Source organism: Alteribacter aurantiacus DSM 18675, assembly GCF_000429705.1.
Lineage (GTDB): Bacteria > Bacillota > Bacilli > Bacillales > Salisediminibacteriaceae > Alteribacter > Alteribacter aurantiacus.
In genome coordinates, this window is record NZ_KE386941.1 from 2,025,651 (window position 1) to 2,051,783 (window position 26,133).

General features: G+C 43.7%; 23 protein-coding genes and 1 other annotated feature. Of the genes, 7 read left to right on the plus strand and 16 right to left on the minus strand.

What is annotated here, in order from left to right; genetic code table 11:
• Nucleotides 1-106: 106 nt before the first annotated feature.
• Both G476_RS0113630 and G476_RS0113635 read right to left on the minus strand, forming a co-directional pair.
• On the minus strand, nucleotides 107-886 hold the full coding sequence (locus G476_RS0113630; RefSeq protein WP_035186512.1) for an enoyl-CoA hydratase: 780 nt from the start codon (nucleotides 884-886) through the stop codon (nucleotides 107-109).
• A gap of 108 nt (nucleotides 887-994) precedes the next feature.
• On the minus strand, nucleotides 995-1,582 hold the full coding sequence (locus G476_RS0113635; protein ID WP_026690593.1) for a fatty acid metabolism transcriptional regulator FadR: 588 nt from the start codon (nucleotides 1,580-1,582) through the stop codon (nucleotides 995-997).
• A gap of 221 nt (nucleotides 1,583-1,803) precedes the next feature.
• Between G476_RS0113635 and G476_RS0113640 the strand changes: the two genes are divergently transcribed.
• From G476_RS0113640 to G476_RS22045, 4 genes are all read left to right on the plus strand, one after another.
• Nucleotides 1,804-3,195: a cbb3-type cytochrome c oxidase subunit I gene (locus G476_RS0113640; protein WP_026690594.1), complete on the plus strand. Its 1,392-nt coding sequence runs from the start codon at nucleotides 1,804-1,806 to the stop codon at nucleotides 3,193-3,195.
• A gap of 70 nt (nucleotides 3,196-3,265) precedes the next feature.
• Nucleotides 3,266-3,784, plus strand: coding sequence for a cbb3-type cytochrome c oxidase subunit II (locus G476_RS22930; RefSeq protein ID WP_051314805.1), 519 nt, complete (start codon nucleotides 3,266-3,268; stop codon nucleotides 3,782-3,784).
• Nucleotides 3,785-3,805: 21 nt separating this feature from the next.
• The gene (locus G476_RS22935) at nucleotides 3,806-4,258 is read left to right on the plus strand and encodes a c-type cytochrome (RefSeq protein WP_051314806.1); all 453 of its coding nucleotides are present in this window, start codon (nucleotides 3,806-3,808) and stop codon (nucleotides 4,256-4,258) included.
• A gap of 17 nt (nucleotides 4,259-4,275) precedes the next feature.
• Nucleotides 4,276-4,770, plus strand: a complete 495-nt coding sequence (locus G476_RS22045; protein ID WP_051314807.1) for a hypothetical protein — start codon at nucleotides 4,276-4,278, stop codon at nucleotides 4,768-4,770.
• Between the two features lie 39 nt (nucleotides 4,771-4,809).
• Here G476_RS22045 and G476_RS0113660 read toward each other — a convergent pair whose 3' ends face one another.
• The 7 genes from G476_RS0113660 to zapA all read right to left on the minus strand — a co-directional run bounded on the left by G476_RS0113660 (nucleotide 4,810) and on the right by zapA (nucleotide 14,608).
• Nucleotides 4,810-6,525, minus strand: coding sequence for an AMP-binding protein (locus G476_RS0113660; protein WP_026690595.1), 1,716 nt, complete (start codon nucleotides 6,523-6,525; stop codon nucleotides 4,810-4,812).
• 324 nt (nucleotides 6,526-6,849) lie between these two features.
• On the minus strand, nucleotides 6,850-8,547 hold the full coding sequence (locus G476_RS0113665; protein WP_026690596.1) for an AMP-binding protein: 1,698 nt from the start codon (nucleotides 8,545-8,547) through the stop codon (nucleotides 6,850-6,852).
• A gap of 516 nt (nucleotides 8,548-9,063) precedes the next feature.
• Complete coding sequence (locus tag G476_RS0113670; RefSeq protein WP_026690597.1) at nucleotides 9,064-9,474, minus strand: DUF350 domain-containing protein; 411 nt, start codon at nucleotides 9,472-9,474, stop codon at nucleotides 9,064-9,066.
• 15 nt (nucleotides 9,475-9,489) lie between these two features.
• Nucleotides 9,490-11,853, minus strand: coding sequence for an endonuclease MutS2 (locus G476_RS0113675; protein ID WP_026690598.1), 2,364 nt, complete (start codon nucleotides 11,851-11,853; stop codon nucleotides 9,490-9,492).
• Nucleotides 11,854-11,876: 23 nt separating this feature from the next.
• Nucleotides 11,877-13,595: a DNA polymerase/3'-5' exonuclease PolX gene (gene polX / locus G476_RS0113680; protein WP_026690599.1), complete on the minus strand. Its 1,719-nt coding sequence runs from the start codon at nucleotides 13,593-13,595 to the stop codon at nucleotides 11,877-11,879.
• Between the two features lie 195 nt (nucleotides 13,596-13,790).
• Nucleotides 13,791-14,348, minus strand: coding sequence for a CvpA family protein (locus G476_RS0113685; RefSeq protein ID WP_026690600.1), 558 nt, complete (start codon nucleotides 14,346-14,348; stop codon nucleotides 13,791-13,793).
• Nucleotides 14,349-14,353: 5 nt separating this feature from the next.
• The gene (zapA, locus tag G476_RS0113690) at nucleotides 14,354-14,608 is read right to left on the minus strand and encodes a cell division protein ZapA (RefSeq protein WP_026690601.1); all 255 of its coding nucleotides are present in this window, start codon (nucleotides 14,606-14,608) and stop codon (nucleotides 14,354-14,356) included.
• A 340-nt stretch (nucleotides 14,609-14,948) separates the two neighbouring features.
• Here zapA and rnhC point away from each other — a divergent pair, with 340 nt between their 5' ends.
• Complete coding sequence (gene rnhC, locus G476_RS0113695; protein WP_026690602.1) at nucleotides 14,949-15,905, plus strand: ribonuclease HIII; 957 nt, start codon at nucleotides 14,949-14,951, stop codon at nucleotides 15,903-15,905.
• Between the two features lie 198 nt (nucleotides 15,906-16,103).
• Here the strand turns inward: rnhC and pheT are convergent, their stop codons facing one another.
• The 3 genes from pheT to G476_RS0113710 all read right to left on the minus strand — a co-directional run bounded on the left by pheT (nucleotide 16,104) and on the right by G476_RS0113710 (nucleotide 21,052).
• Nucleotides 16,104-18,527 carry a phenylalanine--tRNA ligase subunit beta gene (pheT, locus tag G476_RS0113700; RefSeq protein WP_026690603.1) on the minus strand — a complete coding sequence of 808 codons (2,424 nt, stop codon included), beginning with the start codon at nucleotides 18,525-18,527 and terminating at the stop codon, nucleotides 16,104-16,106.
• Nucleotides 18,528-18,542: 15 nt separating this feature from the next.
• On the minus strand, nucleotides 18,543-19,571 hold the full coding sequence (gene pheS / locus G476_RS0113705; protein ID WP_026690604.1) for a phenylalanine--tRNA ligase subunit alpha: 1,029 nt from the start codon (nucleotides 19,569-19,571) through the stop codon (nucleotides 18,543-18,545).
• 409 nt (nucleotides 19,572-19,980) lie between these two features.
• Nucleotides 19,981-20,210, minus strand: a binding site (T-box leader).
• Between the two features lie 86 nt (nucleotides 20,211-20,296).
• Complete coding sequence (locus tag G476_RS0113710) at nucleotides 20,297-21,052, minus strand: TrmH family RNA methyltransferase (protein WP_026690605.1); 756 nt, start codon at nucleotides 21,050-21,052, stop codon at nucleotides 20,297-20,299.
• A 152-nt stretch (nucleotides 21,053-21,204) separates the two neighbouring features.
• On the opposite strand from G476_RS0113710, the gene sspI reads away from it, so the two are divergent.
• A complete protein-coding gene (sspI, locus tag G476_RS0113715) occupies nucleotides 21,205-21,414 on the plus strand; it encodes a small acid-soluble spore protein SspI (protein WP_026690606.1) in 210 nt (69 codons plus the stop codon).
• Between the two features lie 237 nt (nucleotides 21,415-21,651).
• Here the strand turns inward: sspI and G476_RS0113720 are convergent, their stop codons facing one another.
• Nucleotides 21,652-22,731, minus strand: coding sequence for a M42 family metallopeptidase (locus G476_RS0113720; protein ID WP_026690607.1), 1,080 nt, complete (start codon nucleotides 22,729-22,731; stop codon nucleotides 21,652-21,654).
• A gap of 88 nt (nucleotides 22,732-22,819) precedes the next feature.
• Entirely contained in the window at nucleotides 22,820-23,320 is a 501-nt protein-coding gene (locus tag G476_RS0113725) for a dUTP diphosphatase (protein ID WP_026690608.1), read from the minus strand.
• 168 nt (nucleotides 23,321-23,488) lie between these two features.
• Here G476_RS0113725 and G476_RS0113730 point away from each other — a divergent pair, with 168 nt between their 5' ends.
• Nucleotides 23,489-23,881 carry a hypothetical protein gene (locus tag G476_RS0113730; protein WP_035186514.1) on the plus strand — a complete coding sequence of 131 codons (393 nt, stop codon included), beginning with the start codon at nucleotides 23,489-23,491 and terminating at the stop codon, nucleotides 23,879-23,881.
• 109 nt (nucleotides 23,882-23,990) lie between these two features.
• On the opposite strand, the gene G476_RS0113735 is transcribed toward G476_RS0113730, so the two are convergent.
• Both G476_RS0113735 and G476_RS22050 read right to left on the minus strand, forming a co-directional pair.
• Entirely contained in the window at nucleotides 23,991-25,421 is a 1,431-nt protein-coding gene (locus G476_RS0113735; protein ID WP_026690610.1) for a dihydrolipoyl dehydrogenase family protein, read from the minus strand.
• Nucleotides 25,418-26,086, minus strand: a complete 669-nt coding sequence (locus G476_RS22050; protein ID WP_035186515.1) for a TVP38/TMEM64 family protein — start codon at nucleotides 26,084-26,086, stop codon at nucleotides 25,418-25,420. Before G476_RS22050 ends, G476_RS0113735 begins: the two co-directional genes overlap by 4 nt.
• Nucleotides 26,087-26,133: the final 47 nt, after the last annotated feature.

The window sequence follows — 26,133 nt, forward strand, 5'->3', positions numbered from 1 at the left end:
TTCCCTTTTCCTGTTATGGTTGCAAGCATCCCACACAGAAATTTCGGGGACTTCAGCTTTTACATTCCTTGTTTAAAAGCAACATGACTACTATATAAAATGATGATTATCGATTGTTAAAAGCCGGTTTGCGTTTGTTCAAGAACGCGTCAATACCTTCTCTCGCATCTTCTGTTTGAGAGACTTCGCCAAATCGTTTCGCTTCTTCTTTTGCCCCTTCTTCGGGACTTCCGTCAGAAAGTTGGATAAGTTCCAGCGCAAATGCCACTGCGATCGCGCCTTTTTGGGCGATCTTTTCAGCAAGTGCTTTCGTTTCTTCGAGAACCTGCTCCTCTTCAAAAGCGGCATCTGCTAGACCAAGTTGCACGGCTTCTTTCCCCGATACTGGGTCAGAGGTGAGTAACATCTCTGTGGCCTTAGATTTGCCTACAAGCTTAGGCAGTCGTTGCGTTCCAGCAAACCCGGGTACTAGCCCAAGTTGTAGTTCCGGTAATCCGAGCTTGGTTTGTTCTCCTACATAGCGGATGTGACAAGCCATGGCCAGCTCTAACCCTCCACCTAATGCCGCTCCATGAATGGCTGCGAGAATCGGCTTTGGATACGCTTCCATTTTGTCGAATACACGTTGGCCTCTTTCGGCCATTTCCTGAAAGGTGGCACCGTCTTTTCCTTGAGTAAATTCTTTGATGTCAGCTCCGGCTGCAAAAAAGCGACCTTCACCATGAACGATGATGACCTTTACTTCTTCATCATTTTCAAATGTTGTGAGTACATCATCCAGTTCCACAAACATCGGCTGACACAAGGCATTTGCCGGAGCGTGCTGGAGTGTGATGTACCCGATCTTGTTTTCTTTGGATGTGCTGAGGTATTCATAAGTACTCATAACGATTCACTCCTTTCGATCTCAACTAACCATATTCGACATAAAAACGCTTACACCTTCGTGTAATAAGAAAACCTGCAAAAACAGTGTCAGGTTTTCTTTCTCGTACTACGGCCTTCTGAGTCCGGACATGAGCATTTGATTCAAGGACTCTGCCAATGGGACAAGTTCATATTTATGATCTTTCATCACCCAGTTTGTGACCACTTCGTCGATGGCTCCGAAAATGACTTGTCTTGCCATACGACGATCGAGTTCTTGTGAGAAAAAGCCTTTCTCCATTCCTTCGACCAAGATAGAGTCAATCAAGCCAAGGTAGCCTTTAAGAATCTCGTTAATTCTTGATCGCAAGGCTAGATTCGACTGTCTCAACTCAAGCTGAGTCACAATCGCAAGATCGTAATCTGCCTCTAATTGCTTTAAGTGCATTTCAATAAGAATCTTCAGTTTTTCTTCTACTGACGTTTCTGTTGCGAGCCTCTCTTGAATGAGGTGTACAAAGTTGCCCATCTTCTCTTCAAATAAAGAAATCAAAATATCTTCTTTATTTTTAAAGTAAAGATAAATCGTTCCATCAGCCACTCCAGCTTCACGAGCAATCTTTGAAACCTGGGAATGATGATAGCCATTTTCAGCAATCACTTTAACAGCAGCATTGATGATTTGATCGAACTTTTGTCCTTTTTTCTTTGCCATAACTTCACTTCCTCAGCCAATCCTATAAAAATGAATGACCATTCATTCACTATATGCTTATTCTAGATCATTCGACTTCGTGTGTCAAATAAAAACTCCAAATTTCTCGCGACCATTGACCATCATTCCTGACAACTTTTGGAGAATAAGGAAAGGGAACTTGGTTATAGTAACAAACGTGCCCAATCTTTGGCAACAACCCTTCTAAGGAGCTGGCTTTTATGAGCGTAAAAACGGAGATCGATCCCTTCCGCCCGGCAAAAATCTATTTCTATTCTTCGTTGTTTTGGCTAGGCGCCGGACTGACATATGGACTTATCTTATCATTAAAATTCATTTGGCCAAACTTCCTCGCCTACGGACCACTCCAAATCATCTTGCAATACGGCAGGATTCGTCCGATTCATACAAATATTGTTCTGTTCGGTTGGCTTACGATGGCCAATGTTGGCGCACTGTTTTATATTATTCCGAAGTTGTGTCGTAACCGCCTCTCTTTTCCCCGTCTCGCCTACGGATCTGCATTCATTTGGAACGCAGTCGTTTTTGCTGGCACCGTCGTATTGACTCTTGGTTATACGACAACAACGGAATACGCGGAGTGGCCGTTATGGATCGATATTATTGTTGTATTAATGTTCGGGGCGATTGCTTTTATCTGTTTTGCGACCATCGCCAATCGGAATGAAAAGCAACTTTACGTGAGCCTATGGTACTTCATGGGTTCTCTGATTTGGTTGATTGGCCTGTATATCATCGGCAACCTTCCATACAAAATGCTGAGTGGTGTGCCTCAGTTTTTAATCTTTTGGTTTTACGGTCACAACGTCATTGGACTCTGGTTTACAACAGTTGGGGTCGGCATTCTTTATTACCTCCTACCTTTGTTAACCAAGAACCCTCTATACAGTCATAAGCTGTCTCTCATTGGCTTTTGGACGATTGCTACATTTTATGTGTGGAATGGTCCTCACCATTTGCAAAACGGGCCAATTCCCCTTTGGCTCATGAAAGCCGGCGTCATTCCATCTGTGATGTTGATTATCCCGGTATGGTCTGTTTTGGCTAACGTCTTCGGTACGTTAAAAGGGAAGTGGCACGCCGTTCCTCATAACGTGCCGTTAATGTTTGTTGTAGTAGGGTCGATTTTTTATTTAATTACTTGCTTACAAGGCCCTTTTCATTCTTTACAAGGACCAAGTTCAGTTATTAAATTCTCAGATTGGGTGCCAGGTCATGCGCATCTTCCATTGTTCGGAGCGTTTTCATTTATCGCTTTTGCCATGATGTATTACGCAATTCCCAAAATCATTGATCATGACATTCATTCTAAAAAGCTGATGGGTGCTCACTTTTGGTTTAGTGTCGTTGGGATGTTTTTATTTGCCTTTAGTACATGGACGGCTGGTGTATTGGAGGGATTAGCTTGGATTGAAGGGGCACAGTATGGAATGCAGTTTGTTGAGATGCTTGTTGGTATGAGGCCACTCTTTATCATCCGTGCCATCGCCGGAGCTCTTATGCTAGTTGGACAGATGATCTTTGTGGTTAACCTAGCTGTTACGATCGGGAAAGCCCGTAATGCTCAAAAAGGGCAAGAGAACAGCGCCTGATGATTAATGCATCTAATAAAATACCTATCCATTTTATCAGTGCCGTCATGACTAGAGAGGAGACAACAGCATGAGTGATAGTGCAGACGAAAGATCGATGCTTCCCTATATCATTGGAGCGACAGTGTTATTTTTTCTAGGGGTTTTCGGGACCACCTATTTACCTTTCTTTGACGATCAAATGCAGGCACCGAATGAAAACGCTGAAATTCGTAATTATTCTTTAGATTCTGCTGAGTACCGCGGACGTGAAGTATACATCAGGGAAGGCTGCCACACCTGTCATACGATGTATGTTCGACCGGTTCTTGCCGATAGTTCTCTTGGCCCAATCTCTCAGCCGTCTGATTATTACTATGAAGCTCCAGCTATGCTCGGTTCCAAACGAACTGGAGCCGATCTTATGTGGGTCGGCAACCGTTGGAATGAAGATTGGCACAGAGAACATCTACTTAATCCACAAAAAATGCTCCCCGGAAGCATCATGCCACGCTACGATTACTTGAGTGACGAAGATTTAGAAAACCTGGTTGCCTATCTAATGAGCCTAAAGCCTTCTCCTCAATCAGAAGGACGGCCTGTGGATTAGAGATAAAAAGGAGGACCCACGATGAGTGACGAGCATCATAAAGATAAAGATTCGATCGATCCGAGCGAAAAGCTAAAAGAACAAAAAGAAAGTGGCGAACCCATTCAGTCGACCGACCACGGACCTGGCGGGATACGCATGGGAAATGCGAAAATCCCTCCTTTTTTAATGATTACGTATGTCGTGCTGGCCTTATGGGCATTTGGATATGCATTTACCGCTGTCCCTCTCAACCAAGTGAGTGAGGCATCTGCTGATGGGGAAGCGATCTTCCAACAGAGTTGCCTCGGCTGTCACAACGTTACAAATGAGCCTAGTGTCGGGCCCGGACTTGAAGGTGTATCTGAGCGTTATGATAATGAAGAGCTACAAGAAATCCTCGTGAACGGAATAGGAGAAATGCCTTCTCTTCCCGCACTTGGTTTGAATACAGAACAAATTAAAGCAGTAAAAGAATACATTCTTGAATTGTAAGAAAGGAAGGGCTAGCTATGACCAAGCACCTTGTTGCAACTTTCGAAAACCTCAGTGAAGCTGAAGAAGCGTTTCACGAACTACTCCAAATTGTCCAAAGAGAAAATATTTCCTTTATTCATAAAGATCATCAAAATCAAGAACAAACGAGTGATATGACAATGGACCATCCGATTAATGGTATCTTGACCGGTGGTGCAATTGGTGGGGTTGGAGGCGCTCTGATCGGAGCTAGTCTCATGGCTTTTCCAGGGCTTGGCGTCCTTTTTGTAGCAGGACCTATTTATGCTGCTCTGGCTGGTATCACTTCTGGAGGGATAATTGGTGGACTTGTTGATTTAGGAATTAACCGATATGAAGCGGAAAAAATCGAACAACACGTGCACGCTGGGATGATCGTGATGACAGTCGAATGCGAGCTTCCTCAAGAAGGAAGTGTGCGTGAAATTCTTCATCGCCATCAAGCCACATACATTACAGAAGAAAAAACACTGGAAGATCGGTTTGAATAAAAGAAAAAGGCCCTTTGCTCAAGGACCCGATAAGAGGCGTTAACTGCTTTGAACCTGCGCTTCTTTTTCTTGTTCACGCTTGGCTTTTTCTTCGTCTACAAGAGCTCGTCTCAACACTTTTCCAATCATTGTTTTTGGGAGCTCTGTACGGAATTCAAACTGTTTTGGCGACTTGTACGCAGACAGATTTTTGCGACAATACTCGTTCAAGTCTTTTTCTGACAATTCTTTGCCTTCTTTTAATACCACAAAGGCTTTCACCGTTTCTCCGCGATAAGGATCAGGAACACCAATTACAACAGCCTCTTGAATGGCTTCATGCTCATAAAGAACTTCTTCCACTTCTCTTGGGTAAATGTTAAAGCCACCTGCAATGATCATGTCTTTTTTACGGTCAACGATGTAAAAGTAACCTTCCTCATCCATATAACCCATATCACCCGTAAGAAGCCAACCATCTTGGAACGTGGCTTTCGTTTCCTCAGGACGATTCCAATACCCCTTCATCACTTGTGGTCCTCGAATCACAAGTTCTCCGATTTCGCCAGGCTCCGCTTGCTCTCCTGTATCTGAATTGAGTACGATCGCATCTGTATCCGGCCAAGGTAGTCCGATACTTCCGCTCGGGCGTTTGCCCCACATCAAATTAAAGTGGGTGACAGGTGATGCTTCCGTCAAACCGAACCCTTCACTAAGCTTTCCACCAGTAATCGTCTCGAACCGCTGTTGAACTTCCACAGGCAATGGAGCAGAACCGCTAATGCATACATTTACGGAAGACAGATCATAGTTGTTTACTTTCGGATCATTGATCAAACCGATATACATGGTCGGCGCTCCCGGGAAGATCGTAACTTTTTGTTTCGCAATCGCCTTTAACGTTTGAGTCGTATCAAAACGTGGCATTATCACCATTTTTGAGCGATCCATAATGGAAAAGTTCATACCCACCGTCATTCCATAAACGTGGAAAAATGGAAGAGCACAGAGAATCACTTCATTTCCATGATTGATTTGGTGCATCCACCTTAAGGCTTGTGTTGTATTAGCTACAAGGTTGTAATGAGTTAACATAACACCTTTAGCAACCCCTGTTGTCCCCCCGGTGTATTGAAGAAGAGCCAAGTCTTCACTTGGGTTTACATCCACTTTGATTTCCTTTGGTTCGTTCTCTTTCAAAAAGGATGCAAACGAGTGGGTTTTAGCATTATACGTAATATCCACTTTAATGCCGGTATTCTTCTTTTGAATAAAAGGGTAGATCAGGTTTTTCGGAAACGGCAAGTAATCTTTAATTCCAGTTACAATCACGTGCTCAAGCTCGGTTTTCTTAATCACATTTGCTACTCGAGGGTACACAAGGTCCAAACAGATCATGACCTTCGCGCCGGAATCGATCATTTGATGTTCCAGTTCACGCTCAACATAGAGCGGGTTCGTTTGAACAACGACCGCACCTGTGAAAAGAGCGCCATAATAAGCGATGACCGATTGAGGCGTGTTAGCGAGCATGATCGCTACACGGTCGCCTTTTTGTACACCAAGCTTTTTTAGTCCATTTGCAAAGCGCAGTGCACTTTCATGTACTTCTGCAAAGGTCATTTCTTTTCCCATGAAGTGTAGAGCTACTTTAGTCGGTGTGTCTTTAGCTGCGTCTTCTAAATAAGCTTGGAGCGGCTTTTCCTCATATTTTATCTTTTGTGGAATTTCTTTTGGATATTGTTTTAACCACGGTCTTGCGAGTTGTCCATCCATGAAAAGGCCTCCTTGAACATCTCACCTTCTAAAGAAACACGCAATACGCCAACGGTCAAGCGTACCTAGCAGACTTCAAAACAACTGACGTTCCCCTTAGCCAGCGTGAAGTTGCAAGATATGACATTTTTCCTCTCTATCCCCATTCTAATGAAACCGATTACAAATGCAAAGGATTTTGTTTAAATTTTTGAAATTTTTATTCATATCCTAATAAATTGGTGGTTGATTCATGTTTTTAACAAACAAAAAAAGAGTGGTATGCCCTATCGTAAGGGTACCACTCTTCTTTTAAAATTCTCGACTTTACACCAAGTCCGAAACTTAGTTGTCTGATGACGCCTGTTTCTCTTTTTCTTCTTCTACTAATACTCGGCGTAAGATTTTACCGATCATCGTTTTAGGCAGTTCGTCTCTAAACTCCACGAGACGAGGAACTTTGTATGCTGCCAGATGTTTACGGCAATACTCCTCAAGCTCATCTTCGGTTAACGTTTTGCCGCTTTTCAATACGATGAACACCTTTACCGTTTCCCCTCGGTAAGGGTCCGGAACACCGATGGCACAAGCTTCCTGGATTGAAGGGTGTTCATAGAGAACTTCTTCAATTTCACGTGGATAGATATTGAATCCACCTGCAATGATCATGTCTTTCTTACGGTCTACAATGTAGAAGTAACCTTCCTCATCCATGTAGCCCATATCGCCACTGAGGAACCAGTCGTCTTTAAAGGTTGCTTGGGTTGCTTCGGGATTGTTCCAATACCCTCGCATCACTTGTGGACCACGAATAATAATTTCCCCAATTTCATTTGGTTCTGCTGCTTCTCCTGTTTCAGCTGACAAGATAGCTACATCCGTGTCAGGCCATGGAATTCCGATACTGCCAACTTTCCGATTTCCCCAAATCAGATTCGCGACAGCTACAGGAGATGTTTCCGTAAGTCCGTACCCTTCCACCAGACTTCCTTTTGTTACTTTTTCGAAGTTGTTTTGTACTTCGATCGGAAGTGGAGCCGATCCGCTCATACAGGCTTTAATTGAGCTAAGATCAAACTTCCCAATATCTGGGTGATTGAGTAGACCAATATACATGGTCGGAGCTCCCGGATAAATCGTTGCTTTATGTTTTTCGATCGCTTTAAGAATGTCCTTCGGTTCAAACTTTGGCATGATCACCATTTTAAAAGCCATCCGAATGGCAAGGTTCATGACGGTTGTCATCCCGTACACATGGAAGAATGGCAAAGCCGCAATGACGACTTCTTCTCCGGGCTTCATTTTATACATCCAATGTTTACACTGTAACGTGTTCACAACCAGATTGTAGTGAGTAAGCATAACACCTTTTGCAGGTCCCGTCGTACCTCCCGTGTATTGAAGGAGGGCAAGATCTTCTTTAGCATCAACCGTGAGTGGGATTTCTTTTACCTCACCTTCTTTTATCACACTTACAAAGGAGTGAAGACGGTCGTTGTACTGGAGGTCAACTTTAATCCCCGTTCGCTTCTTTTGGATAAAGGGATAAATCAAGTTCTTTGGAAATGGAAGATAATCTTTAATGCCTGTTACAATGATGTGCTCCAAGCTCGTTTTATCCTTCACATTAGCGACTTTCGGATACACCAAATCCAAGCAAATCATAACTTTTGAACCGGAATCGTTCATTTGATGCTCAATTTCCCGTTCAACATAAAGTGGGTTTGTTTGAACGACGATGGCACCTGCAAACAGGGCACCGTAATAGGCAATCACCGATTGTGGTGTATTGGCAAGCATAATCGCCACGCGATCCCCTTGTTCAACTCCCATTTTTCTAAGTTGATTAGCAAGTTTAAGAGATTCCTCATACACCTTTGTGTACGTCATCTCTGTACCCATAAAGTCCAAAGCGACTTTATTTGGAAACGTTTCTGCAGACTCTTTCAAATAGCTTTGCAATGTCCGGACTTCATAATCGATCGAACGCGGGATTTCGTCAGGATAATGCTGGAACCAAGGCTTTTGCTTTACTGTTTCCATTTTTTTCTCCTCCCTTATACTTATTAGAACTCAATTAAAAAGCAGCGCTTTTCAATTCACGTCTAATAGTGACCTCTCCTTTCTAAAGGATTCCGTCTTTCGGATGGGGATGGAATGGGAGTGGCGATCTCACTCTTCTTCTCACCGGGACATTCTCCTCTCTTAGTCTCATTCTAATGAAAACGCATTCATTTTAAAAGCATTTTGTTTGAATTTTTTAAATATTTCCTCTCATTTTGTACTAGGTCTTTTATCCCTACCCTGTTTTTAGCACTATTTCATCTATATGTGCTGAAAATAGAAAAAGACGATCAGGTTTTGACACTGATCGTCTAAGAGGAACGTGAAGGAACAATTACGCAGTATTCTCTTCATCGTTTTCTATAAATGACTCATGAAACTTATGTCATATTAAAAGACCAAATAAATAATTCCCGCAACCATAAAAACGGCGCAAAGAACAGCTAGGATCTTCCACAATGTTTCCATTTCTTCTGTTCACCTGCTTTGTAAAAATTACGAACGAATGCTCGCCCCAATCACGTAAGATAAGGCAATGGATAAAATAAGAGAGAGTAATCCCACAGCTTGATTCCCGTTTTTAAGCTCTGTATCCACCTTAAATTTTGGGGTCATAAATTCAAAGATAAAGTATACAAACACCAAAAGGACAAACCCGTAAACACCCCAAGCTAGCATCGTAAAGACCGTGTCGTTTGCTTCTATTGAATAACGAAACACATTGGCTACTCCGAAGATTTTCCCTCCGGTTGACATCGCGACTGCCACATTTCCGTTACTGATCTCATCCCATGTTTTATAACGTGTTACAAGCTCAAACACAGCCAAGAAAACGATAATAGCCATCACTGCCACACTATAAACGCCTGCTGTATACAAAAAGTCGTGTTCAAACATGTTTTCCATCGATACATAATCTCCTTATTTAAATTGAACGAGGGTTACACCCGAGCCACCTTCGTTCATGCCCCCCATTCTAGTTTGGGTCACACTACGGTGTCGTTTGAGCTTCTCTTGAACCCCTTTTCGCAAAGCTCCAGTTCCTTTACCATGAATAATCGAGACTTGATTGTATCCTGCCAAAAGTGCATCATCCAAATATTTATCTACCAAGAGCATGGCATCTTCATATCGTTCGCCTCGTAAATCCAGTTCCGTTTTTACATGAGCATCCTTCCCTCGAACGGCAGCCAATGGGGATTTTGTCTCTTGCTTCGGTCTAGACATATACTGAAGGTCTGTTGCTTTTACTTTCATTTTCATCATACCTAGCTGAACGTAAAACTCTTTATCATTCACTTTATCTACGATATGACCTTTTTGATCAAAGCTAATCACTTTGACTTCATCACCAGGAAGAAGTTTGTCCGCATTAGCGATTGGTTTTTTTTCTTTGGTCTTTTTCTTCCCTTTTGATTTCAGCTCCGGTGATGCCTCATCTAGCATTTTCTTCGCTTCAATCAACTCGTGATCTTTAATGGCGAGGTTTGTCTTTTGGACTTCACGCAGGTATTCAATAATCTCATTTGCTTCTTGTTTTGCTTTTTGAACAGCCTCGTGCGCTTTTGCTTCCGCTTCTTCCATTGCCCGCTCTTTATCTCGTTCAAAGCGCTCATATTCTTTTTCAAGGTCACGGTGAAGCTTTTCTGCTTGAATACGATGTTCGTTTGCTTTTTCCTGTTCACTTTCTGCCTGTTTACGACTTTCATCAAGTGAAGCAATCATGTTTTCAATTTTATTCGTATCCGCACCGATTTGGCTTTGTGCTTCATCTATAATGTCTTCACGAAGACCTAATCTGCGGCTTATGGCAAAGGCATTACTGCGACCAGGCACACCAATCATCAGCCTGTACGTAGGACGCAAGGTTTCTACATCAAACTCCACACTCGCATTCATGACGCCTTCCCGATTGTACGCATACCCTTTCAGCTCGCTGTAGTGCGTCGTTGCGGCAACTCGAGCACCGACTTTATACACGTAATCCAAAATGGAGATGGCAAGGGCCGCCCCTTCAGTTGGGTCCGTTCCTGCGCCGAGCTCATCAAAAAGGACAAGACTTTCATGATCGAGTTTATCAAGAATGTCTACGATGTTCGTCATATGAGAAGAAAACGTACTTAAACTTTGTTCAATAGACTGTTCGTCTCCGATGTCGGCAAAGATCTGTTGGAACACAGCCGCTTCAGATCCTTCATCGCAAGGAACGTGAAGACCGGACTGGGCCATTAGGGTTAAAAGACCGATTGTCTTTAACGTTACCGTTTTACCACCCGTATTCGGTCCAGTAATCACAAGGGATTGAAACGCGTTTCCTAGTTCCACATCAATCGGAACAATCTCATCACCTGGAATAAGGGGATGACGGGCTTTTTTAAAGTCAAGACGCCCCTCGTCATTAAGCGTGGGCTGGCTTCCTTTAATTTCACGGCTGTAATAAGCCTTGGCAAATAGAAAGTCTACTTCCTCCATCGTGTCTACGACGAGTTTGAGATTGTCCTCTTCTTCGCTCACTTCTCCCGTAAGTTCATGAAGGATCCTTTCGATTTCCTGACGCTCTTTTACTCTTGCTTCTCGGAGTTGATTATTAATAGATACAACTGCATCCGGTTCAATAAACAACGTCGCTCCGGAAGAAGACTGGTCGTGGATCAAACCACCGAATTGGCCCCGGTACTCTTGCTTAACCGGAATGACGTAGCGGTCGTTTCTAATTGTGATGATCGCATCAGAGAGCATTTTTCGGCTGTTTGCTGATCTTGTCATCGATTCGAGCTTTGAACGAACGCTCGACTCGTGATTTCTAATCTGTTGCCTGATCGAACGAAGCTGAGGACTCGCGGAGTCAAGCATCTCTCCGTTCTCGTCAATCGATTGTTTAATTGATCGCTCCAAGTCTGTAAGGGGGATGATGTCTTCTGCCATTGAAGCCAAGATGGTAAGGTCAATCTCATCTTCTATACATTGTTCGATAAAACTCTTGAATCGGCGACTTCCGTAAATGGTTGACGCAATGTCAAGGAGCTCTTGTTCATTGAGCATCCCGCTGATTGCAGCACGTTTAATGGAGGCGCGAATATCACGAATTCCCCCAAGAGGGGCTTGTCCCTTTAACCGTAATATTTTCGCCCCTTCAAACGTTCCATTCTGAGCGTGGCGAACTTCTTCCAAATCCGTACTCGGCATGAGCTTTTCAACACGTTTTTTCCCCAAGCTTGAGCTCGCATGTTGCATAAGCTGCTTTTTCATCTTGTTATATTCTAAAACTCGGCAAACCCTCTCCATATAAGGGAACACCTCCTGTATATCTATCTATTTTTGTTCACGTAGGCCATTAGTGACTCCGGGTCCCACGTGTTCACGACTGTTTCTTTTTTCAACCAGCCTCGGCGAGCTGCTTTTACTCCAACAGGCATGTGATCGAGCATGTCAATCCGATGAGCGTCCGTATTGATAGCAACTTTCACACCGGCATCTTGCGCTTTCTTTACATGCTCTGATGCAAGATCAAGACGGTTCGGATTCGCATTTAACTCAAGAATCGTATCCGTTTCTTTAGCCAGTTCAATCAACTTATCAATATCGACAGGGTAACCACCTCGACGACCAATTAGCCTTCCTGTCGGATGAGCAATCATAGCCACATGGGGGTTTTGAAGGGCATTGGTCAACCGCTCCATGATCGTTTCTTCCTTTTGATTAAAACCGGAATGAATCGACGCGATAACAAAATCGATCTCTTTTAACACATCATCATCATAATCAAGCGTTCCGTCCGGCAAAATGTCCATTTCAATGCCTGTAAAGATTGTAAAATCATTGTATTCATCATTAAGCTTACGGATTTCCTCGTGCTGACGTTTCAAACGTTCAACAGAAAGACCGTTTGCTACACGTAGAAATTTCGAATGGTCCGTAATGGCCATATGAGTATAGCCTCGTTCGCGGTTTGCTTCGACCATTTCACGAATAGACTGGGCTCCGTCACTCCAAGTGGTGTGCATATGCAAGTCCGCTTTGATCTGTTTATGTTCAATGAGCTCCAGATCTTCTTTTTTTGTTTCTAGCTCATCAAACCCTTCACGTACTTCAGGAGGAATGTAAGGAAGACCGAAGTGGTCAAAGAACGACGCTTCATCTTTAAAGGTTGTCATTTCCCCTGTTTCAATCGATTCAACGCCATATTCACTAATTTTTTCTTTGTTGTCTTTTGCACGCTGACGCATAAACACATTATGGTCTTTGGATCCTGTAAAGTGATGCAAAGTGGTGGCAAATGCTTCATCTTTAACCATACGAAAGTCTACGGGAACAACGAGATTGTCCTCATATTCCAGCTCTAAGCTGATCTTGGTTTCCCCGTGTCCGACGATCTGCTTAATATTGTCCATTAGGCTGATCTGCTCGCCTACACTGTCCGGGTTATCAGTGGATATGATGAAGTCCAGATCCTTAACCGTTTCTCGTCCTCTTCTAAAGCTCCCGGCAAGTTCGAAACGATGAATATCTGTAAAGCTGTTCAACCGTTTTGTTACTTCTTCTGCAACAGGCATTACAAGGGATAAAGGCAAGCGATCCGGCCTTTTTCCGAAATCCTCCAAGGCAGCTAGAATCTTTTCTTCTGTTTTGGCCCCAAATCCTGCCAACGCTTGAACTTTGTTTTCTTCACAGGCTTTTTTTAATGTTTCTGCATCTTCAATACCAAGCTCTTGATACAGTTTTCCGATCTTTTTTCCACCCATGCTTGGTAGCGCGAGCAACGTGATTAACCCTGACGGAATCTCTTCTTTGAGTTCATTCAGAAAAGAAGACTCTCCTTTTTCCATTAATTCTTTAATTATACTCGCCGTGCCTTTACCGATCCCTTTGAGCTTAGACGGATCACCAATCTCTTCGATCGTCCCTTCGTCTCTCTCTAGTGCCTGGGCGGCCTTCCGGTAGGCTGATACACGAAAAGCATTTTCGCCTTTTATCTCTAAATAAACAGCAATCGTTTCGAGCGTTTTAATAATGTCTTTTTTGTTCATTTCTGACATGAGTATTCACCTCATTTTTTATATAACTAACCTCTATCATCATATCCAACTTCAGAGTGTTCCTGCAACCGGATGATACTGCGTGTTTTAGAGAGCTAACTCGACTAATGCTTTCGTTAACTCAATTAAAACCCTCACTAACTCGACTAATTCTCACACAGCCTCTCCCAAAAAAGAAAGACTCCCTTATGAGAAAAAGGAAGTCTCTCCGAAAGCTACGTCCAGCCATAATTCCTTCAGCTGATTCGAAATGATAGGTGTGTATTGGAAGATCAATTGTGCCAAGGTGGAGTTGGCAATGAGCTCTTGGATAAAATCAATCTGGATTAGCGCACCTAAGTGGACTAAAATAACCGTAATTAGGAGCCCTTCCAAAAGCCCCAAGATTCCTCCAAGCCACCCATTGATGGTATGTAGGATTGGCAAGTGTGCCAAAAAATCAAACATGGAACCTAGGATTTGCATCACGATCTTCGTCACAAAGAAAAGAATAGCGAATGCAATTCCGTTGTAATACACTTCTTCAATAGAGAAGGCTTCCACTAAAAGGGACTGCCCCCCATCGCCGAAAGACGGAAACGGAATCCATAATCGTATGTACGAAGCGAGTTCCTGATAATACATGTACGCAACAATAAAAGCGACAACAAATCCAAACAAATGGACAAGTTGAAGAATAAGTCCTCTACGGAAGCCGACAAGGAAGCTTCCGATAAGGATGATAAATAACAATAATGTGAGCATCTCTTCTATTCCCCATCTTTCTCTTTTGTGTTATGTTTCTCCTCTTTAAGCTTAATAAGCTCGTCTCCTATATTTAAGGCAGCCAAAACAGCCAGCTTACCCGAATCTAAATAAGGGTTCTTCCCTTTAATTTCTTTCATTTTATGATTAACAAGACTGGCAACTTCTTTTACGTGATCGGGACTTTCTTTACCTACGATCGTGTATTGCTGCCCATAAATTGTAACGATTGTGCGACTCTTACCCGTCCCTTCTCCCACCAACGACAGCCTCCATTCGTCATAATTATCCTAAACTCTATCATAACATGTAGAATGATGATTGAAAATATTTCATATTCGTTACATCGAACATGAATTTGTGTTAGAACGTTTTCGACGCGAATGGCTGTCTACTTGTAGTTCATTAGCTTAGCGGTTTTGAAGCGACGCCTGGATAAAAGTTCACCTTTAACGGAATGGACCTTTATTAACTAGGAAGGGTTTTCCACATTAAAGTAGAAGTAAAACTGAGATCTTTTTTCACAAACAACTTGCTCGTTCTAATCACATCTTTAATTTGCTATACTCGTACATAGTCAATATTAGGAGGATGGTCTTTATGAGCCATGAAGTGATCAAAGTCTCAAGCACCCAATTACATAAAATGAAAGAACACTACAAAGCCTCACTTAAACCGAACACGCCGCAAAGCGCGGCATTTGCAGCAAAAGTAGGTAGCTGTACAATCACGGCCTACAATTCGGGAAAAGTACTGTTTCAAGGCGGAGCAGCCACTGCAGAAGCGTCACAATGGAAAGGCGCCGGCACGACCGTCACAAAAGCGAAGCCATCTGCTTCTGCTAAAAAATCGGTCGATGTGCACGACTATCAACCTCCATCGAACCTCCAAACCCGTTCCTTACTCGGCAGTGACGAAGCAGGAACCGGTGATTTTTTCGGTCCGATTACTGTCGCTTGCACATACTTGACACCAGACCAGATGAAAGAAGTCGAACACATGGGAATTCGGGATTCAAAAACGATCAAAGACCCTACTATTCAAGAGCTGGCTCCTGAGATTATTAAACATTCCACATACAGCCTCCTTACCCTATCAAACGAAAAATATAACGAGCTTCAAGCCAAAGGGTATAATCAAGGCCGCATGAAAGCAATGATGCACCATAAAGTCATCGAGAACGTGTTGAAGAAATGTGCAGACCAAGGATTGCAGCCAGAAGGTGTTTTTGTGGATCAGTTCTGTCAGCCAGGCGTGTACTTCAACTACCTTAAGCAAAGCAACAAAGCATGGGACTCAGACAAACCGATTTACTTTGCAACAAAAGCAGAAAGCCTTCACGTAAGCGTCGCTGCAGCTTCAGTCATTGCACGGTATGCGTTCATCCGTGAAATGGACAATTTGGAAGCTGGCCTTGGCCTTCACGTACCTAAAGGGGCGAGCGGAAAAGTTGATCAAGCGGCCGCCGCCGTGATCCGAAAGTACGGACGGGAAAAGCTACGCATGTGCACGAAGATGCATTTTGCGAATACGGAGAAAGCTACGAAGTTGGTCTAAGACCAGTGCGTTTGTCGAATTCTCTTTAAATCACCAAACGTTCTTCATAAAACGTCCAAACTTCTTTATAAAAACTCTGAAATGCTTTATAAACACTCTCAAATTCTTTATAAACGCGCCTAAACTCTCCATAACCGTAATCAACCACGAACTACGAAAAAACCCGGTCGCAAACGCGACCGGGTTTTTGGCTATTATTTAGCTTCTTAACGTCGCACCAAGCTCTGCTTCGAGCTTTTCAACAACGCGATTATGCACTTTACTCACATCTTCATCTGTAAGCGTGCGCTCCGGGTCTTGATACTTAAGGGAGAATGCAAGAGATTTCTTGCCCTCTTCTAGGTTTTCACCTTCGTACAAGTCAAAGAGTTTCACACCTTTTAGAAGTCTTCCACCTTCATAACGAATGACTGCTTCAAGCTTTCCGGATGAAATTTTTTCATCTACTACTAGAGCGATATCGCGATCCATGGATGGGAAGCGTGGGATTGGTTCATAACGAACGTCCCCTTTTGTTTGGTCAGCCAAACGATCCATGTTCAATTCAAACACGTAGACGTTTTTAAGTGACCATTCTTTCGCTGTTGCCGGGTGAACTTGGGCAAGGTAGCCGATGTCCGTTTTTCCAACAAGAACGCGTGCGCCACGTCCTGGGTGCATGCCCGCAATCTCTTCTTGCTCAAATGTGATCTCTCCGTCTGCATCAAGTTCTTCAATCAGCCCTTCTACAAGACCTTTGACTACATAGAAGTCGACCGGCTTTCGTTCTTGTTGCCACTGATGTTCATGCCACATTCCCATGATCGCTCCAGCGAGGTGAAGTTTTTCATTTGGCTGTGTGGTAACCGTTTCTTCAACTGTGTGGAACACAGATGAAAGTTCGAACAACGCTACGTCTTGAACGTTACGGTTTTTGTTGTGGCTTAAGGCATCCAGCAAGTGCGGAATGAGCGTTGTACGGAGTGTGCTTCGATCTTCACTCATTGGTAGTGCAAGGCTTACATCATGCTTGATCCATGATGGACGCAAATTCGATTCTTTTTTCGCTGTTGTAAGGGCGTATGTGACTGCTTCGTTCATACCCGCACTCTCAAGGTAACGGCGGCTTTTTCGTTTGATTGTTTGCTTCTTTGTTAGTCCTCCTGGGGTTGTTACACTGTCAGGAAGGGTTGTCGGAATGTTGTCGTATCCGTACAATCGGGCGATCTCTTCAAGGAGATCCACGTCGATTGAAATGTCTTGGCGACGGCTTGGGATTTCCACGTTAAAGCCTTTAGCCGTTTTTGTAAACGAGAAGCCGAGTCTGTGAAAGATTCCTTCAACTGTTGTTGTTGTGAGATCTGTGCCGAGCTTGCGATTCACTCGCTCAAGAGATAGTTCTACTTTTGCCGGTGACTCGTCACGACCGTCTACTTCTACTGGTCCTTCGAGTACGTCCCCGTCAGCGAGCTCTGCGATCAGTTGGGCTGCGCGAAGGCCTGCTTTTTTAACACGGGCAGGGTCGACGCCTTTTTCGTAACGGGTGCTCGCATCACTGCGGAGTCCTGTGTGCTTGCTGGCTTGGCGAATGACGGATCCGTTGAATACGGCTGCTTCTAGGAGAATCGTCGTTGTGCCATTATGGACTTCGGAGTCTGCTCCTCCCATGACGCCGGCGAGTGCGATTGGTTTTTCACCGTTTGTGATGACGAGGTGATCACTGGTGAGTGTGCGTTCTTGGTCGTCTAGGGTGACCATTTGTTCTTCATCATGAGCGCGGCGTACGCGAATGGTTTTGGAGCCAATCAGGTCATAGTCAAACGCGTGAAGCGGCTGTCCGTATTCAATTAATACGTAGTTGGTTACGTCAACAACGTTGTTGATTGGGCGAATCCCGGCTGCCATCAAGCGTGTTTGGAGCCATAGTGGGGACTCTTTTATTTTGACGTTTTTTATGATCGTCGCGCCGTAAAAAGGTGTGTCGTCTTTATCATCAACGGATACACCGATGTAGTCGCTCGCCAGTTCTTGTGCTGTGTGAACGCTTGGCTGTGGAAGCTTTGGTTCACGATCCAAGATTGCTCCTACTTCATAAGCGACACCGATCATGCTTAGGCAGTCTGCGCGGTTCGGTGTAAGGTCAAGTTCAAGTACTGTGTCGTTTAAGTTCAGCTGTTCCAGAGCGTCTTGTCCCGGTTTCACGTCGTTCGGGAATACGAAGATGCCTGTGGCGTACGCTTTGGAAACGAACTTCGCTTCAATACCAAGCTCTTGCAAGGAACAGATCATTCCGTGGGACGCTTGACCGCGAAGCTTGGCTTTTTTGATTTTGAAGTCTCCTGGCAAGATTGCGCCGACTTTCGCTACGGCTACGTGCTGGCCTTGACCGACGTTTTTCGCTCCGCATACGATTTGTACAGGCTCTTCTTCGCCAATGTCGACTTTACAGACGTTTAGTTTGTCTGCGTCGGGGTGTTTTTCGCACTCAAGGACGTAGCCTACAACGACGCCTTCAATGCCCTCACCTAATTTGTGTAAAATGTCGACTTCCACTCCGCTTCGGGTCAATTTCTCCGCAATGTCAGCAGGTGTATAGTCATCTATGTGTAAATACTCTGTTAACCAATTGTAAGATACTAGCACACGTTCGTCCTCCTCTTATTTAAACTGTGATAAAAATCGCATGTCGTTTGTGTAGAAATGACGGATATCATCAATTCCGTAGCGAAGCATCGCTAGTCGTTCAACGCCCATACCAAAGGCGAATCCGGAATACACTTCAGGGTCAAAACCACCCATTTTCAATACGTTCGGGTGTACCATTCCGGCACCTAGGACTTCAATCCATCCTGTTTGTTTACACGTACGGCACCCTTCGCCATCACAAATGGCACAAGAAATGTCCACTTCAGCAGATGGCTCTGTGAATGGGAAGAAGCTTGGGCGTAGGCGGATCTTGCGGTCTTCACCGAAGTAGTTTTTAGCGAATGTTTCAAGAACGCCTTTCAAATCGCTCATGCGAATGTTTTTATCGACCATAAGTCCTTCAATTTGCATGAACTGGTGAGAGTGAGTCGCGTCGTCTTCGTCACGGCGATACACTTTACCAGGGCAGATGATTTTAACTGGCCCTTGTCCTTCATGCTTCTCCATCGTACGGGTCTGCACAGGAGACGTTTGCGTACGTAGTAAAAGATCGGATGTAATAAAGAACGTATCTTGCATGTCACGAGCCGGGTGATCTTTCGGCAGGTTCAAGGATTCGAAGTTGTAGTAATCGGTTTCTACTTCCGGCCCTTCGGCAACAGAGAAGCCCATGCCGATAAAGACGTCTTCAACCGTTTCAACAACAGCCGTTAATGGGTGACGATTGCCGCGGCGAACAGGACGTCCTGGTAGTGTCACGTCAATGGATTCTTCTTTAAGCTTTTTATCAAGAGCTTCTTTTTCCATACGGCTTTCTTTTTCTTCAATGGCAGTTTTGATTTCGTCACGGACTTCGTTTGCTTTTTGTCCTACTTTCGGGCGTTCCTCGGCTGAGAGCTTGCCCATTCCTTTAAGTACTTCCGTGATCGGACCTTTTTTTCCTAAATAAGCAACGCGAACGTCTTTTAAGTCATTCAACTCGCTTGCTTGTTCAACTTTTTGCAAGGCTTCCCTTTGCAATTCTTCTAAACGGTCGAGCATGTTCGATTCCTCCTTGTATGGGGTCATGATTTGTTGGTGTTTCCTGAGTGAAGATAGAACTTAAAGCTGTTTCAATTTCACCAGGATTTTTAGCTTCGTTGAGCGGAATACGCTCCCTTTCCGCGGACTCACGGTGAGCCTCCTCGGGCGATGCCCTGCGGGGTCTCACCTGCTTCGTTATTCCGCAGGAGTGTCGCATATTCCGCTCAACTACGCAACATCTTTTAGAATTGATTGAGAAGTTTGAATGAATCAATTTTTCATCCACTATCCTTTTGGAGACATCCTGCTTGCTTAATTTCCAGCTGTATTTCTTACCTTGACTGAGCAACGTCTCTTACCTTATTGAACACAGCCTTCGCAGCTACTTCTCGTTTTTTGACAAACAAAAAGAGCCTTTCATCCCTGTAAAAGGGACGAAAGACTCGCGGTACCACCCTCATTAGTAAACGTGCGTTTACTCACTCGATCAAGTAACGGACTGGGTCCGGGCTACCTTAATAAAGCCGATGCTTTATGTTCCGGTGCCAACTCCGGAGTGAATTCGGCTGTGTCTTCGCATCAAAGTGCTCTCAGTCTATGGCACTTTGTCCCTGAATGCTGACATTTCAGCGTACTACTCTCCATCACAGTTATTTGCTGCTTCAATTGTATGGGGATATTATATCCTTTTTCTATTTTTGTTGCAACGGCTCTAATAACCATTGTTGCCACTTACTGATTTTTTAAACGAGCTTCAAGTGATACAGTAAGATGCCGGCGGCTACACTCACATTCAAGGATTCGGCTCCTCCGTAGAGTGGAATGTAGATGTTTTGGTCCGTTTCAGCGAGAAGCGCGGGGTCGACTCCTTGTCCTTCATTTCCGACCAGAAGGGCAAAGGATCCTTGTGGCTCAATGGCTGAATACGTACTACCATCAAAAGACGTGCCAAAAACAGGGACGTCATTTTCTTTACTCAGAGAGATCGCTTCGTGCAAGTCCATCTTCTGGATAGGGATATGAAACAACGACCCTTGAGTAGAACGTAACACTTTGCTGTTATATGGATCAGCTGTGCCTTCTGATAATACAATGCCGTCGACTCCTACTGCATGTGCGGTTCGGATAATGGTTCCCAAATTACCGGGGTCCTGAATTCTGTCAAGAAACAGATACTGACCTTTTTCCAATGGGAGGTTCACATTTTCTGGCAGTTCACAGACAGCTGCAAACCCTTGAGGTGTTTCCGTTTCGGATAGTTCTTTCATCACTCGTTCCGTTACTTCAACAGGCTTCACGTCAGCGGCTTTCCACTCTTTCGGGATTTCCTCGTCCTCACGTACGATCAGTTCTACGAACGGAAGATTCGCTTTTAGTGCTTCTTCTATGAGGTGACGCCCTTCAATCATAAATAAAGCGGACTTTTCTCGGCCTCGCTTTGTATGGAGTTTTTTCCACGCTTTAATTTTTGGATTTTTAGGTGATTCAATTCGTTCCATTTTGTTGCTCCTTTAACGATTTGTGCTCTCATTATCGCACAGCTTGATGTTTTTTACATAATTCTTCTTTTAAATATCATACTATACATGAGACTACATCCAAAATTCGTTGGATTGTTTCAGGATTACGACACCTTGAAAGGATGATCTATATGAGTTTTAATCTTCGTGGCGCGATTATGCAAAATATTCAAGGCAGCGATGAGCAAAAAGTAGAAGCAACGATTCAAGACGCGATCCAAAGTAAAGAAGAAAAAATGCTCCCTGGTCTTGGGGTTTTGTTTGAAGTTTACTGGAACGAAGCAAACGAGCAAGAGAAACAAGAAATGATTCAGCAAATTTCTCAAGGGTTGCAAAAGTAACCCCGGTAACCGACTTCTCGCGATGAGGTCGGTTTTTTCTCTTTAAGAGGAGGGGGAGAAGTTGTTTAAACAGGTTGGTGCGACTTTTAAACAAGTTAGCATTTTAACAGGTTAGTCCTCCATTTAAGCATGTTAGCGCGCCATTTAAACAGGTTGGCGCAGCGTTTAAACAGGTTAGCCCCTCACTCACCATCCCCACCAAAAAAAAGACAGCCGCAGCTGCCTTTTCCCTTAATCTTATTCAAATGTAATCTTATTTACCGTCTCTCTATCCATCTTCTTGATCACTTCGACAATAAGCTTTACTGCATTTTCGAAGTCATCACGGTGGAGAACAGCTGCGTGAGTATGGATATAACGCGTCGCAATTGTAATGGATAGGGCCGGTACACCGTTTGCAGTCAGGTGAATGGCACCTGAATCGGTTCCACCGCCTGGTACGTAGTCAAATTGATACGGGATCTCTTTGTCGTCTGCCGTACCAGTTACAAAGTCACGAAGACCTTTGTGGCTCACCATGGAAGCATCATACATGATGATTTGAGGACCTTTACCCATTTTCGCCAAAGCATCACGATCACTTACACCAGGCGTGTCACCGGCAATCCCTACGTCTACACCAAAGCCAATGTCAGGCTGAATGTGGTGAGCAGATGTACGGGCTCCGCGAAGACCTACTTCTTCTTGAACCGTACCTACCCCATAAACCGTATTCGGGTGATCTTCATTTTTAAGCTGGCGAAGAACCTCAATGGCAATCGCACAGCCAATACGGTTGTCCCAAGCTTTAGCCATAAGCATTTTTTCATTTTTCATAACAGTGAATTCGCACACAGGTACAACTGAGTCTCCAGGACGTACGCCGAACTCTTCTGCTTCTTCTCGGCTTGATGCACCAATATCGATGTACATGTCTTTTTTGTCTACACTCTTTTTACGAACTTCCGGTGGTAAAATGTGCGGAGGCTTCGAACCAATTACCCCAGGGATATTGCCGTCTTTTGTCATGACCGTTACTCGTTGAGCAAGCATCACTTGCTCCCACCAGCCGCCGACCGTTTGGAATTTCAAGAAGCCGTTATCGTCAATGTTTGTAACCATGAAACCGATCTCATCTAAATGTCCCGCTACCATAATTTTAGGTCCATCAGCTACAGATCCTGTTTTCTTTGCAATTAAACTCCCCAGCCCGTCCGTTTCAATTTCATCAGCAAAAGGCTCGATATGTTTTCTCATCACGTCTCTTGCTTCGCGCTCATTACCTGGAATGCCATTGGCATCAGTCAACTCTTTGAGCATCTTTAACGTATTATCCATCAAAAGTCCCTCCCAAATTTGTTTAACAATTATGTATCTTCAAATAGTATAACGTTTTTACTAAGTTAGCTCAATCATTTCGTAACCCTCAATACCCCTCTTGCTGCCTTTTGTAATTCACTTCATTTTTGTCCAGATAAGCGGTCAATAGATCCTCCTCTGTAAAACCGAGGTGTGCACCGAGACGAAGATACGCATTAAAAAAAGCCTTGTAATTAGAGAAATCCCTTGTTTTTTGAACGTCAACCAAACTAGATTGAATCTCTAAAAAATCTTCAGTAAGCTGCTCGTTTGAAGCTTCCTGATCTTCTGGAAACAAGTACTCCACATGGTCGTCAAAACCAAATTCAATCCCGATAGACATAAGAAAATGGACCCCATCTACATATTCTTCAAGAACCACACGTTTCTCTGAAGGTGGCTTTTCACTCCAGAATTTAAAACACCTTGTTTCGTTCGCCAATTCACCAAGCTCTACAGAAAAAGCTAAAAGCTTTCGTTCCACAAGAGATTCTTCAGTTAAGCCATGTTTTGTTTCAATATGTTTGTCTAATGCTTTTTGCATCTCAAATAAACGGGTAAAATCCATATACGTCACTCCTTGTTGGCTGTATGTAAACTTTCTGCTACATGAACAAATAAAATGATAAAATAATTTAGATGATATTTGAAACTTTTTTTGAGTTGGCACGTACACACTAGTATTAAGAAATGATTTCGTGCATGATAGATACGTTTTAAAAAGGGAGAGATCTTTATGCTGAGCGTGATTTTGTTTCGAGTCCTGCTCCTGATTGCTGTTTCCATACTCATTTTCAGTGTGATTAAATATGCCATCGATCCTCGTCGAAAACTAGAGATAGCCCATAATAAAGGCGGGTTTTATTTTCTCGATGATTCGGATAATGTGAGAAAAAACTTCTTTCTCACCTATGGCCATGTCATGTTTGAAGGTGAGAAATACTTAGGAACGGTAGATGACTCTTTTGACGTGACATCCATTACCGTTTGGACAGAGGAAAAAGACAGGCTAAAAGGATTACGAAAAACTGACTTTTTGTTTATCGAAAAAGAAATATCCATCCGCTATCCACACGCCAAAATCGAGTGGAATAGCCCAATCAAAGAATTGTTAAAGAGAATGGACTGAATAGCCAAGACATGAAAGGGGTTTATCGGCGTATACCGACGACCTCTTTTTCTTTTGTATGATACTTGGAACAGTTTCTCACTTTCACTTCAGTCAGATCCTTTATCTTTTACCTAAACCACTTGATGTATTTTTTTGTGAGCTTCGGCACTTTTCCTTCAAAGAGTCGCTTTTGCCAGTATTGATCGGCGACTTTTGAAACCATTTCTCCATGACTCGGATAAGGGTGAATCACGCTTGAGAAGTCTTTGATTTTATGACCATGCTGTTTTGCAAACACGACTTCCTGCATCCAATCTCCGGCTAACGTTCCGATTGCATGTGCTCCTATAATGTTCCCTTTTTTGTTCGTAATGATTTTAAGGAAAGCATCTTTGTCTCGTTCAGCCACAAAGCGGTCGACATTTTCACCTCGAGTGGTGTAAATGTAAATATCCCCTTTATACTTCTCCCTCGCTTCTTTTTCCGTTAACCCTAAGTGAAACACTTCAGGGTCGGTATAAATGACATAAGGAGCGTTGCTGTAATCAACACCTTGCTTGATCCCGAAAACGGCGTTCGCTACTACCGCTTTCCCTTCCAACCCTGCACCGTGAGTAAAAGGAAAGTCCCCAATCACATCACCGCAAGCAAAAATAGTCGGCACGGACGTCTGCATATGTTTGTTTACTTGTATGTGAGCGTCTTCCACTTTCACACCTGTTTTTTCGAGGTCCAAACTGTCTACATTCGGCTTTCTACCGGCTGCAATCAGAACGGCATCACAGACAACCTGGTCTGTTTCACCGTTATCACCTTCTACGTAAAGGATCGTTTTCCCATCGGTTTCTTTCACTTTTTTTACTTTGCTTGAAAAAATAAAGCGAATCTGATCCGATAAGTGTGCTTTCGCAATCTCTCTAATCTCTGGTTCTTCACGTTCCATCAAATTAGGAGAATGGTCAATCACCGTCACCTTTGAACCGAAACGGGACATGGTTTGAGCGAGCTCAATTCCCACCGGTCCTGAACCAATCACAACAAACGTCCCTGGTACCGTTTCTTGTTCAAAGATCGTTTCATTTGTTAAATAAGAAACGTCTTCAATTCCCTCTATAGGCGGAATAACCGGTCTGGATCCTGTAGCAATGACAACCCGTTTTGCATAAATGGTTGTTTCTTCATCTATGATGATCTCGTGATCTGACTGAAACCGGGCTGTGCCTCGGTATTCATCTATCCCCAACGAGCGAAGCCTCTCCCTACTGTCATGGGGCTGGATATCTGCGATGGCTTCTTTCACTCTGGATTTGACCACAGAAAAGTCGATTGCTCCCGAAAGCTCAAGGCCAAACTCCTCAGCTGCTTTCCTTGCAGCATGTATCTCTTTTGCTGCTTTTATATATGCTTTTGAAGGTACACACCCGTAGTGAAGGCAGTCTCCACCAGGTTCAAGATCCTTTTCAATAATAGCGACTTTTGCTCCGAATTGGACTGAGCCAATGGCGGCTGTCAGCCCTCCAGACCCTCCACCAATCACAGCTACATCATACTTTTTCATCCTACTCGTCCCCCTTTTTTTTTCTCTAGCCCAAGTAGTAAACGAACTTTCTCTTTAAAAAAGAGTGGTACGAGCATCACAATAAAAAATAAACCTATAGCAAGAATCCATGTACTTGCTCCACCATCGACAAAACTTGATCCAAGGAAAGTAAACGCAAAGATACCAGGGGTCATACCGATGATGGTTGCAAATAGAAAGGGTGAAAACCTAACTTTTGATACCCCTGCCGCATAGCTGATTAGATCAAAGTTAAATAGAGGAATAAGCCTTAGTACAAGCACGTAAAAGAACCCTCGCTTTTCAAGCTGTGTTTGGATCACTTCCCCTTTTCCTTTCCATTCCTTCCCGGCAATGTTTTTACCTAGCTTCCTAGCTACAAGAAAAGCGACAGCCGCACTTCCACTTGCACCAATCAGCGTGTAAAGGGTCCCAAATAAAGGTCCGAAAGCTAGTCCACCGGTTATCGATAAAACCGATGCGGGAAATAAGATTAGAGGACGAAACGTATAGGCAATGATGTAAACGACCGGGGCAAACCAGCCAAACGATAAGATCCACTCTCTTAGCCACTCCGGACTAACATTCAAAACCTCTTGATTGACGACATATAATCCAACCAATAGTAAAGCGATTCCAACATAGATTAGAACCTTTCGTTTCATATTAGCCTCCCTCCCGCCTTCAAAGCAATGAGCGTAACGGTTGCCTC

Coding starts and splice junctions, on each gene's coding strand:
- pheS (WP_026690604.1), bottom strand. CDS start 19,571: ATGCTCGACCGTTTAGAAGAATTGCAAAGGGAAGCCTTGCAAAAAGTT.
- G476_RS0113720 (WP_026690607.1), bottom strand. CDS start 22,731: ATGGATAATACGTTAAAGATGCTCAAAGAGTTGACTGATGCCAATGGC.
- sspI (WP_026690606.1), top strand. CDS start 21,205: ATGAGTTTTAATCTTCGTGGCGCGATTATGCAAAATATTCAAGGCAGC.
- G476_RS0113675 (WP_026690598.1), bottom strand. CDS start 11,853: ATGGAGAGGGTTTGCCGAGTTTTAGAATATAACAAGATGAAAAAGCAG.
- G476_RS0113670 (WP_026690597.1), bottom strand. CDS start 9,474: ATGGAAAACATGTTTGAACACGACTTTTTGTATACAGCAGGCGTTTAT.
- G476_RS0113660 (WP_026690595.1), bottom strand. CDS start 6,525: ATGGATGGACAACTCGCAAGACCGTGGTTAAAACAATATCCAAAAGAA.
- polX (WP_026690599.1), bottom strand. CDS start 13,595: ATGAACAAAAAAGACATTATTAAAACGCTCGAAACGATTGCTGTTTAT.
- G476_RS0113710 (WP_026690605.1), bottom strand. CDS start 21,052: ATGGAACGAATTGAATCACCTAAAAATCCAAAAATTAAAGCGTGGAAA.
- G476_RS0113735 (WP_026690610.1), bottom strand. CDS start 25,421: ATGAAAAAGTATGATGTAGCTGTGATTGGTGGAGGGTCTGGAGGGCTG.
- G476_RS22930 (WP_051314805.1), top strand. CDS start 3,266: ATGAGTGATAGTGCAGACGAAAGATCGATGCTTCCCTATATCATTGGA.
- G476_RS0113665 (WP_026690596.1), bottom strand. CDS start 8,547: ATGGAAACAGTAAAGCAAAAGCCTTGGTTCCAGCATTATCCTGACGAA.
- G476_RS0113725 (WP_026690608.1), bottom strand. CDS start 23,320: ATGGATTTTACCCGTTTATTTGAGATGCAAAAAGCATTAGACAAACAT.
- G476_RS0113640 (WP_026690594.1), top strand. CDS start 1,804: ATGAGCGTAAAAACGGAGATCGATCCCTTCCGCCCGGCAAAAATCTAT.
- G476_RS0113635 (WP_026690593.1), bottom strand. CDS start 1,582: ATGGCAAAGAAAAAAGGACAAAAGTTCGATCAAATCATCAATGCTGCT.
- G476_RS22050 (WP_035186515.1), bottom strand. CDS start 26,086: ATGAAACGAAAGGTTCTAATCTATGTTGGAATCGCTTTACTATTGGTT.
- rnhC (WP_026690602.1), top strand. CDS start 14,949: ATGAGCCATGAAGTGATCAAAGTCTCAAGCACCCAATTACATAAAATG.
- G476_RS0113730 (WP_035186514.1), top strand. CDS start 23,489: ATGCTGAGCGTGATTTTGTTTCGAGTCCTGCTCCTGATTGCTGTTTCC.
- G476_RS0113685 (WP_026690600.1), bottom strand. CDS start 14,348: ATGCTCACATTATTGTTATTTATCATCCTTATCGGAAGCTTCCTTGTC.
- G476_RS22935 (WP_051314806.1), top strand. CDS start 3,806: ATGAGTGACGAGCATCATAAAGATAAAGATTCGATCGATCCGAGCGAA.
- G476_RS0113630 (WP_035186512.1), bottom strand. CDS start 886: ATGAGTACTTATGAATACCTCAGCACATCCAAAGAAAACAAGATCGGG.
- G476_RS22045 (WP_051314807.1), top strand. CDS start 4,276: ATGACCAAGCACCTTGTTGCAACTTTCGAAAACCTCAGTGAAGCTGAA.